Genomic DNA, 8,118 nt, shown 5'->3' with positions numbered 1-8,118 from the left:
AATCCTTCCTGATAATTTGATTTATTGCTTCGGTGTTTTCCATTGCCTCTTCCCTATTCCCTAACAGTTGAGGATATCTCACAAGTCAAATAGGATTGTTATATAGAAATCCCAAATGATATGTAAAAAATCTAAGGATATATAAAAACTCTGAAACTTTTCCCCCTATTCTCCAGCTCCGGTATTCCCTAAATTCAAAGATATTTTTACCCGCAATTCAAATAAGATTTTTATATTAGTCTGAAAATTCATAGGGTTTGACGATTCTCATTGCTATCCAAAAAGCCTAATTTTTTTACTTATGATCAATTCAAAAATAATATCAAACTATCTACCTAAATTTTTGACTAGAAATAATCAAAAAATCAAGGCTATTCTTTAGCTTTTTACTTTTAACTTTCAACTTTAACTTTAATATCCTTTAAACTACTTACATTTGCTAATTTAAAATCTGGGCAAGTTCGTTTAATTATACCTGTGAGAACTTTCCCCGGACCAATTTCTATGACTTTTTCTACTTCTTCTTTTTGCATCTGTAAAGATGTTTCGCGCCACCGCACGCCATTTGTCATTTGTCTATCCAGACGTTGTTTTATTGTCACTGCATCTGTAGTAGCAATTGGCTCAAAATTGGAAATTATGGGAATTTTTGCATCAGCAAATTTTACTGATTCTAATATTTGTTGAAATTCTGTAGATGCCGACTCCATTAAGTGAGAATGAAACGCCCCAGAAACATTTAACTTCACTACACGTTTAACCTTAATTTTACTGAGTAAAGTTTCGACTGCTTCTGGTGTACCAGATATTACAACTTGAGCTGAATTATTATCATTTGCGAGAACAACATCTGCGGTTTGCTGAAGTTCTTCTTCAAGCTGTTTTTGATCGAATCCCATTAAAGCTGCCATCTGTCCACCTGTGGCATTATTCATAAATTCGGCACGTTTTTTAACTAATGTTAGTCCTGTCTCAAAATTAAATACCCCAGCGACGTAGAGAGCAACATATTCTCCTAAACTATGACCTGCAACAATGTCTGGTTGAAAAGAATTAGCCAACATTTCATCTGCTAATAAACTTTCTACTACATATAAACAGGGTTGAGTATAAAGAGTTTGAGATAATTTTTCTTCTTGAGTTTTACAAATTTCTGTTATAGACCAACCTAAAATTTCGTGAGCTTGCTCAAATTTTGCTTTAGCAGAAGACAAGTCTAACAAATCTATTCCCATACCAATTTTTTGAGAACCTTGTCCCGGAAACACCCATGCTGTTTTTGTCATTTTGATATTAAAATTTTGCCTATTATTTATGTCTAAAAGTTGTCAGCTATTTAGCCTTGAAATTATATAGTAGTCGAAGGAAAGTTGCTTGATAGTTAAAAAGTTTAAAGCTCAGATAACGTAAGACTTTTCCTCCTATTCCCTATTCCCTACTCCCTGTTTAATAAAAAATCCAATCAATTATTGCAGATAAATAATCAATTATTTCCCCTATTCCCTATTCCCTAATTCGGAGCGACTTTCTAAAGAGCGGGTTCCCTCGCCATATCCAATCGACCAAGAGAATAAAAATTTTCATGATTAGTCAATCAATTCCGTTTTAAAGGAGAGGTCATTTCAGTTATCAGTTATCAGTTATCAGTTATCAGTAACTCTAGCTAAAGCAAGAGGCTTGACATAAGGAATACTCTTTTTTTTATCCCCTTAAAAGGGGAGGCTTTAAACCACAATTTTTCGGTAATTATTATTAATTATTAATTATTAATTATTAATTTTTGAAATTCCCCACTCAAAAATTGCTGCTCCCCAAGTTAACCCTGCTCCAAAACCAGAGGCAGCAATAATATCTCCCGGTTTAACTTTACCCTCTCTAACAGCTTCATCTAAAGCTATAGGTATAGAAGCAGCAGAAGTATTACCATAATTTCCGAGATTACTAATAACTTTTTCTAAGGGAATTTTGAGTCTACTAGCAACAGAATCAAGAATTCTTTGGTTAGCTTGATGTAATAATAACCAGTCAATTTTCTCAGTACTCATATTAGCTTTAAATAAAGCTTTTTCTATCACTTCCGGAACTTTTTGAACCGCAAAACGATAGACTTCTTTCCCATTCATAGTGATTGGTTGATAAGTACCTTGACTAACAGTTACTCCCTCAATTATTTGTTTTGCTTGGGGTTGATAAGAAAGATTTAGACAGTTATTTTGACTACCATCACTGCGAAGTTCAAACCCAAAGAGTCGGTCTTGTTCTGAAGCTTGCAAAACCACAGCACCAGCGCCATCTCCAAATAACACACAAGTACTTCTATCTCCCCAGTCTACCCATCGGGATAAAACATCTGCCCCAATCAGCAAAACATTCTGATACACTCCTGTACGGATAAATTGTGCTCCTGTGACTAGACCAAATACAAAACCAGAACAAGCTGCAGTCATATCAAAGGCCACTGCTTTCTGGGCACCCAATTCTGCTTGAATTTGACTGGCAGTGCCAAATAAATCATCTGGAGTAGATGTGGCCAAAATTATTAAGTCAATATCTGCGGAAGTAATATTAGCTTGGGCGATCGCTGCTAGAGATGCTTTAGTCGCGAGGGTACATAATGATTCTGTTGTATCTGCCAGTCGTCGATTACGAATCCCTGTACGAGTGCCGATCCATTCGTCAGAAGTCTCTACTATTTGGGATAACTGTTGGTTATTTAGGGATACTTTTGGCGTAGCTGAACCGCTTCCTGTAATGGCAATACCGATATTTGTCATCTGTCAGTTTTTAAGCTCTTATTGGTTTGATCGTTACTAATGACCGAATAATTAAAGTTTAAAACCTCTCCTTTAAAGGGGAAAAGCTCTCGTTAGCGGAGCTTCCAGTAGAGTGGGATGGCGTTAGCGGAGCGGCTCTGTTAAGAGCGGGTCTCTTCGCCATATCCAATGGACTAAGAGAAAAGAAAAAATTTTCCTTTGAGTCAATCCTATGTTTTCAAGGAGAGGTAATTGTTAATTATTCATTGTTAATTGTTAATTGTTTCTACTAACCATTCTTAAAGGCTATTTACTCTGAATTTACCTATTTCAAATTTTGCTATTTTTTGACTTATTTGAAATTTATGATTGATTCTATCTACTAATTTTTTTTGTTCAATAATTTGGGTAGCTTCTAATTACAGTGAATCAGTCTAAAATATCTAGAAAAATTACTGATTGCTGACTATTGATTTGTGATTTTCTGGTACATAGTTAGAATTAATTCGTTCAATTACTTTATTTTCTACTGCATCTCTTGCTGAACGAATTGCATTAGATATAGCTATAGCTTTAGAAGAACCATGACTAATAATACAAATTCCTCCTACTCCTAATAGTAATCCACCTCCATGTTCTACATGGTCTATTCTTTGCTTCATTCGTTTTAAATTAGGTCGTAATATTGCAGTACCTATTTTTCCACTCAGTCCTGGCGTTAATTCTTCTTTCATCATTTGCAATACAGCATCACCCACTGCCTCAGCAAATTTTAATAAAACATTTCCGGCAAAACCGTCACAGACTATCACATCAAAACTGCCAGATAAAACATCCCGACCTTCTGCATTACCAATAAACTTAATTTGATTATTTTCTTGCAGTATTTGATGAGTCCTGACTGATAAATCATTTCCTTTTGATGGTTCTTCCCCAATATTCAGTAGACCCACTTTTGGTTCAGTAGTCCCCAGAACATATTCGCTATAAATTGTCCCCATAACTGCAAACTGCTCTAAAAATTTAGGACGGCAGTCTACATTCGCACCAACATCAAGAATCAGTACTGGTTTTTTGGGAACCATAGTTGGCAAAACTGCCCCAATTGCAGGGCGATCGATTCCTGATAGTCGTCCCAAACGTAGTAATGCGGAGGCCATGGCTGCTCCTGAATGACCTGCAGATACCACAGCATCAGCCTCTTTTTGCTTGACTAAGTTCATCGCCACATTAATTGATGCTTTGGACTTACGTCTAATAGCAGTCAAAGGTTCTTCGTGCATTTCCACAATTTCCTCCGCAGGGACTATTTCTGGCAGAGGTTGATTTGACTTGTGATTAATACAGGCTTTGATTTTCTGAGGGTCGCCAACTAACAATACTTTTACACCATGAGTTTCTTGTGCTTGTATTGCTCCCTCAACAATTTGTGATGGGGCGTAGTCCCCACCCATAGCATCTATTGCGATTCGTGTAGGTGTTATTCCCATTGATCCAAGTTAGAGAAGCCTTCAAGATTTTATCAGTTAATTGATCTTTATTTACTTTTAATAGCTATCAGCTATTAGCTATCAGCTATCATCTATCAGCCGAAAAATTTGTGCATATAATTAGGCACCTGTTTGCGGAGCATTCCGTCAGGAAAAGCTTTTTAAATTAGTGACTTTTGAAAAATTACTCTCTCGGGCATTAATTCAATTTATAACAGCAAAAAAATATTTTCTATAAACACACAAAAGATACAGCCTTCCGAATCCATTGACAGATATCTTAAATTACAGATAATTTTTGACTTAATAAATATCAATTTATTTGATTGGCTGCCTCTTGCAATTTTTCGACTATTTTTTTATTCTTTTGGCTACGGCTACCATATAACCTAGCACTAAAAACTTTGATTATTTCTAAGATATCTGTACCCAAATCTTCTTCTTCTGTGGATTCAGACAAGTGATTAATAATCACTATTTCTGTGCCAAAAATCTCACAAATTGTAAAAATTAGTTCCGAACCAAATCTTACTAAACGGTCTTTATTTGTTAAAACTAAACGCTCTACTTTTTCTGAGCAGATCATTTTTATTAATCTTACTAACCCCCGTTTTCTATAATTGATTCCAGAGCCTAAATCTCGGATAATTTCTACTAGCCAACCCTGATTATTACAGTAGGCTTCTAGTACCATAATTTGTGTATTTAAATCGGCTGTTTGCTCAGAATTAGAAATGCAGGCATAACCAATAGTTTTACGTTCTCCAGCTCTTAGTCCAAGAAGAGTGGTCACATCATATCGGCGATGTCCATTTTTGGTTCTTTCTGATTGGATTTTGCCTTCACGTTCCCATCTTCTTAGAGTACTTTCTGCTACTCCAAGTAGTTCTGCGGCTTTCCCTATAGAAATTTTGCTCATTTTCAGAACTTAGCATATTCAATAAACAAGTTTAGCAAATAATGATGTCTTACTGTTGCGTATGTCAAAACAGTAATGAATATATTTTCTGTTTTTGATTCAATAATTACACCAGCTCCTGAGCAATTAATTTTATGTTTCCGGAGTAAGAAATTCCAAATTCATGATTGGCAAAGGTTTGATACCTTACTGTTGTGTATATCAAAACAGTAATGAATAATCTGCTTCCTCAATAGGAGTATTTAAATTCATGATTGCCAGGTGTTTGATGTCTTACTGTTGTGTATGGCAAAACAGTAATGAATATATTTTCTATTTTTGATTCCATAATTACACCAGCTCCCAAGCAATAAATTTTCTGCCTCCTCAGTAGGAAACTCCAAGTTAATCATTGCCAGGTGTTTGATGTCTTACTGTTGCGTATGGCAAAACAGTAATGAATATATTTTCTATTTTTGATTCCATAATTACACCAGCTCCCAAGCAATAAATTTTCTGCCTCCTCAGTAGGAAACTCCAAGTTAATCATTGCCAGGTGTTTGATGTCTTACTATTGCGTATGACAAAACAGTAATAAATATATTTTCCTTTTTTGATTAAAGAATTAGACAAGCTCCTGAACAATCAATTTTCTGCTTTCTATCCCCTAAAAACATAATCTTTGTATGATGAAGTGCGGAATGTAGGATATATATGATTGAAGTCCACTATGATATAGCAAGGAAAAAGTTAGTTAGGACAGAGATTGATGATGAACCTGAGACAGAGAAAAGCTTTTACCACTGTTCCCTGTTCCCTGTTCCCTGCTATAGAAAAACTTGAAAAAAAATTGAATTGAGTTATGTGGGATTTGTTCAGCTATGGAATTATATCTCTGTGGCTAGAAATGGCAGGCATACAAACTATTGGGCAAAATACTGTAACCATACTCAAATGGCAAACAGGTTTACCTCAATTAATTTCACCTGAAAATTCCGATCGAATATTAACTATAAAAGTAGATGAATACTTGAAAGGTTTGGCAGCCAAGAGATTACTAACTTCCGATGCTCAGGGTATATGGATACAGTCAGAATTTAAACTTTTGCATGGCCGCGAAGGTACACTTCCGATGCCTGGTGCTTCCTTAACAAAAATCGCCACATCTTTAGCTGCCCTAGAAACTTGGGGACCTCAACATCAATTTGAAACCTCCATCAGCACCACAGGACCAATTACAAATGGAATATTGCGAGGAGATTTGGTAATAAATGGCGGTAATGACCCATATTTTGTCTGGGAAGAAGCGATCGCCCTGGGTAACGCCATCCAAAAATTGGGAATTAATCAAGTCACAGGTAATTTGATTGTAGTGGGTGATTTCTGGATGAACCATCAGACTAATCCCATAGTTGCAGGCCAATTATTGCGAGAAGGTATCAATTCAGCCACTTGGTCTAATAATGTGAGAAATATCTACAACCGAATGCCACCAGGAACACCTCTGCCAAAAGTAGCGATCGCTGGTTCTGTAATATCCCAAAAATCTGTATCTACAGAAATTCCAATTATTCGACACAAGTCTTTGCCACTTATCTATATTCTCAAAACTATGAATGTAGAAAGTAATAATAAGTTGGCTGAAATAATAGCTAGTAATTTGGGTGGAGCAAAAGTTGTTCAACAAAAAGCTGCCTGGACTGCGGGAGTGCCTCAAGCAGAAATTCAGTTAATTAATGGTTCTGGGTTGGGAGTAGAAAATAAAATTTCTCCAAGAGCTGTGAGTGCAATGTTAATAGCTATTCAACGGTATCTTCAAACTTCTGAGTGGGTTATTGCTGACTTATTTCCGGTATCTGGTTATGACCGAGGAACTTTAGTAGACCAGTCTAGGAGTATTCCCCAGGGTTCGGCGGTGAAAACTGGTACTCTCAATGATGTGATTGCTTTAGCTGGAGTTATTCCTACCCGTGAAGAGGGTTTGGTTTGGTTTACGATGATTAACCGAAGTCCCTACTGGGAAGCAACACGGGTGGAGCAGGATAAGTTTTTACAGCAATTGGTAAGTCTTTGGGGAGTTACTGAAGTACCTGCTGTGATTACTCCTCAGATTAATGGTAATAGGTTGGGTTTGGGAGCTAGCGATCGAAATCAGATTTTGGGACAACAAAATTAAGGTGTTGCTGAATAAATTTATGATTTCACAGGAGTTAGTATTGCATCCGATAGGAAAAAGCGTAGCTCCTCCGGAGAAGGCTAACTGATAACTGAAATTACTTTTAGCTACTTACCATTACATTTAAGCAACGTTGCCAGACAAGGATTTGGCCACGGATACACGGATGATTAATCTGCATCCTGTGAAGCTCCAAAAAAACGGCAAGGTATAGCAATGAGCGCTCAGGTATTTACAATGTCCAGCTCAAAGTGCAGTAAGCGAAAAGGTGTACAAAAAATAATGTGTAAATATGCCAGCGCACATTGCTATATTTCTCCTTGCATCGCCAAAAAAATCATGATACGATTTTGTTATTAGGTGTTGTTCGCCCATATATATGACTTTTTATTCAACTAAAAAACAGCATATCGTTACTGAATATATATAGAAGAGATACTCGCACCATCAAAGCACCAGAAAAATTATCATCCTGTGAAGCACTTTGCTGGAAAAGTAACGATTGGAAAATGTTTCACCCCATCAACAGTATCAATATTATTCATGTAGAAGCGATCGCTATATTCACAAACCCAGAAACTATCATTTTGTGAAGCTCTAAAAAACGGCAAGGCTTTTCCCCTTGCATCGCCAAAAAAATCATGATACGATTTTATTATTGGGTGGTGTTCGCCCAGGGCAAACGCATCTCGTCAATAAACTAGGGGTAATTATCAATAAACCGGGTTTTATTGCGCTTGTTGACAATAGACTTTCAACATATAGTGTCTATAAAATCAAATAAACACTACATATAGGGAA

General features: G+C 36.4%; 6 protein-coding genes. 1 reads left to right on the top strand and 5 read right to left on the bottom strand.

The annotated features are described in order from the left end of the window. Positions 1-392: 392 nt before the first annotated feature. The 4 genes from fabD to F6K13_RS08640 form a co-directional block, all read right to left on the bottom strand. Entirely contained in the window at positions 393-1,286 is an 894-nt protein-coding gene (gene fabD, locus F6K13_RS08655; protein ID WP_124146514.1) for an ACP S-malonyltransferase, read from the bottom strand. A 480-nt stretch (positions 1,287-1,766) separates the two neighbouring features. Beyond that, positions 1,767-2,774 carry a beta-ketoacyl-ACP synthase III gene (locus F6K13_RS08650; protein WP_124146515.1) on the bottom strand — a complete coding sequence of 336 codons (1,008 nt, stop codon included), beginning with the start codon at positions 2,772-2,774 and terminating at the stop codon, positions 1,767-1,769. Positions 2,775-3,205: 431 nt separating this feature from the next. Next, the gene (gene plsX / locus F6K13_RS08645; RefSeq protein WP_124146516.1) at positions 3,206-4,243 is read right to left on the bottom strand and encodes a phosphate acyltransferase PlsX; all 1,038 of its coding nucleotides are present in this window, start codon (positions 4,241-4,243) and stop codon (positions 3,206-3,208) included. A 313-nt stretch (positions 4,244-4,556) separates the two neighbouring features. Then, positions 4,557-5,162, bottom strand: a complete 606-nt coding sequence (locus F6K13_RS08640; RefSeq protein ID WP_124146517.1) for an IS607 family transposase — start codon at positions 5,160-5,162, stop codon at positions 4,557-4,559. 841 nt (positions 5,163-6,003) lie between these two features. Between F6K13_RS08640 and F6K13_RS08635 the strand changes: the two genes are divergently transcribed. Then, positions 6,004-7,317 (top strand): D-alanyl-D-alanine carboxypeptidase, encoded by a 1,314-nt coding sequence (locus tag F6K13_RS08635; protein ID WP_124146518.1) that lies wholly within the window; start codon positions 6,004-6,006, stop codon positions 7,315-7,317. Positions 7,318-7,784: 467 nt separating this feature from the next. On the opposite strand, the gene F6K13_RS08630 is transcribed toward F6K13_RS08635, so the two are convergent. After that, positions 7,785-7,928 (bottom strand): hypothetical protein, encoded by a 144-nt coding sequence (locus F6K13_RS08630; protein WP_161564655.1) that lies wholly within the window; start codon positions 7,926-7,928, stop codon positions 7,785-7,787. Between the last annotated feature and the right edge of the window lie 190 nt (positions 7,929-8,118).

This window comes from Okeania sp. SIO2B9 (assembly GCF_010672505.1).
GTDB classification, from domain to species: Bacteria; Cyanobacteriota; Cyanobacteriia; order Cyanobacteriales; family Microcoleaceae; genus Okeania; species Okeania hirsuta.
Note: the sequence above shows the minus strand (reverse complement) of the source record. Positions and strands in the feature narration are given on the sequence as shown.

Coding starts and splice junctions, on each gene's coding strand:
- plsX (WP_124146516.1), bottom strand. CDS start 4,243: ATGGGAATAACACCTACACGAATCGCAATAGATGCTATGGGTGGGGAC.
- F6K13_RS08640 (WP_124146517.1), bottom strand. CDS start 5,162: ATGAGCAAAATTTCTATAGGGAAAGCCGCAGAACTACTTGGAGTAGCA.
- F6K13_RS08650 (WP_124146515.1), bottom strand. CDS start 2,774: ATGACAAATATCGGTATTGCCATTACAGGAAGCGGTTCAGCTACGCCA.
- F6K13_RS08635 (WP_124146518.1), top strand. CDS start 6,004: ATGTGGGATTTGTTCAGCTATGGAATTATATCTCTGTGGCTAGAAATG.
- fabD (WP_124146514.1), bottom strand. CDS start 1,286: ATGACAAAAACAGCATGGGTGTTTCCGGGACAAGGTTCTCAAAAAATT.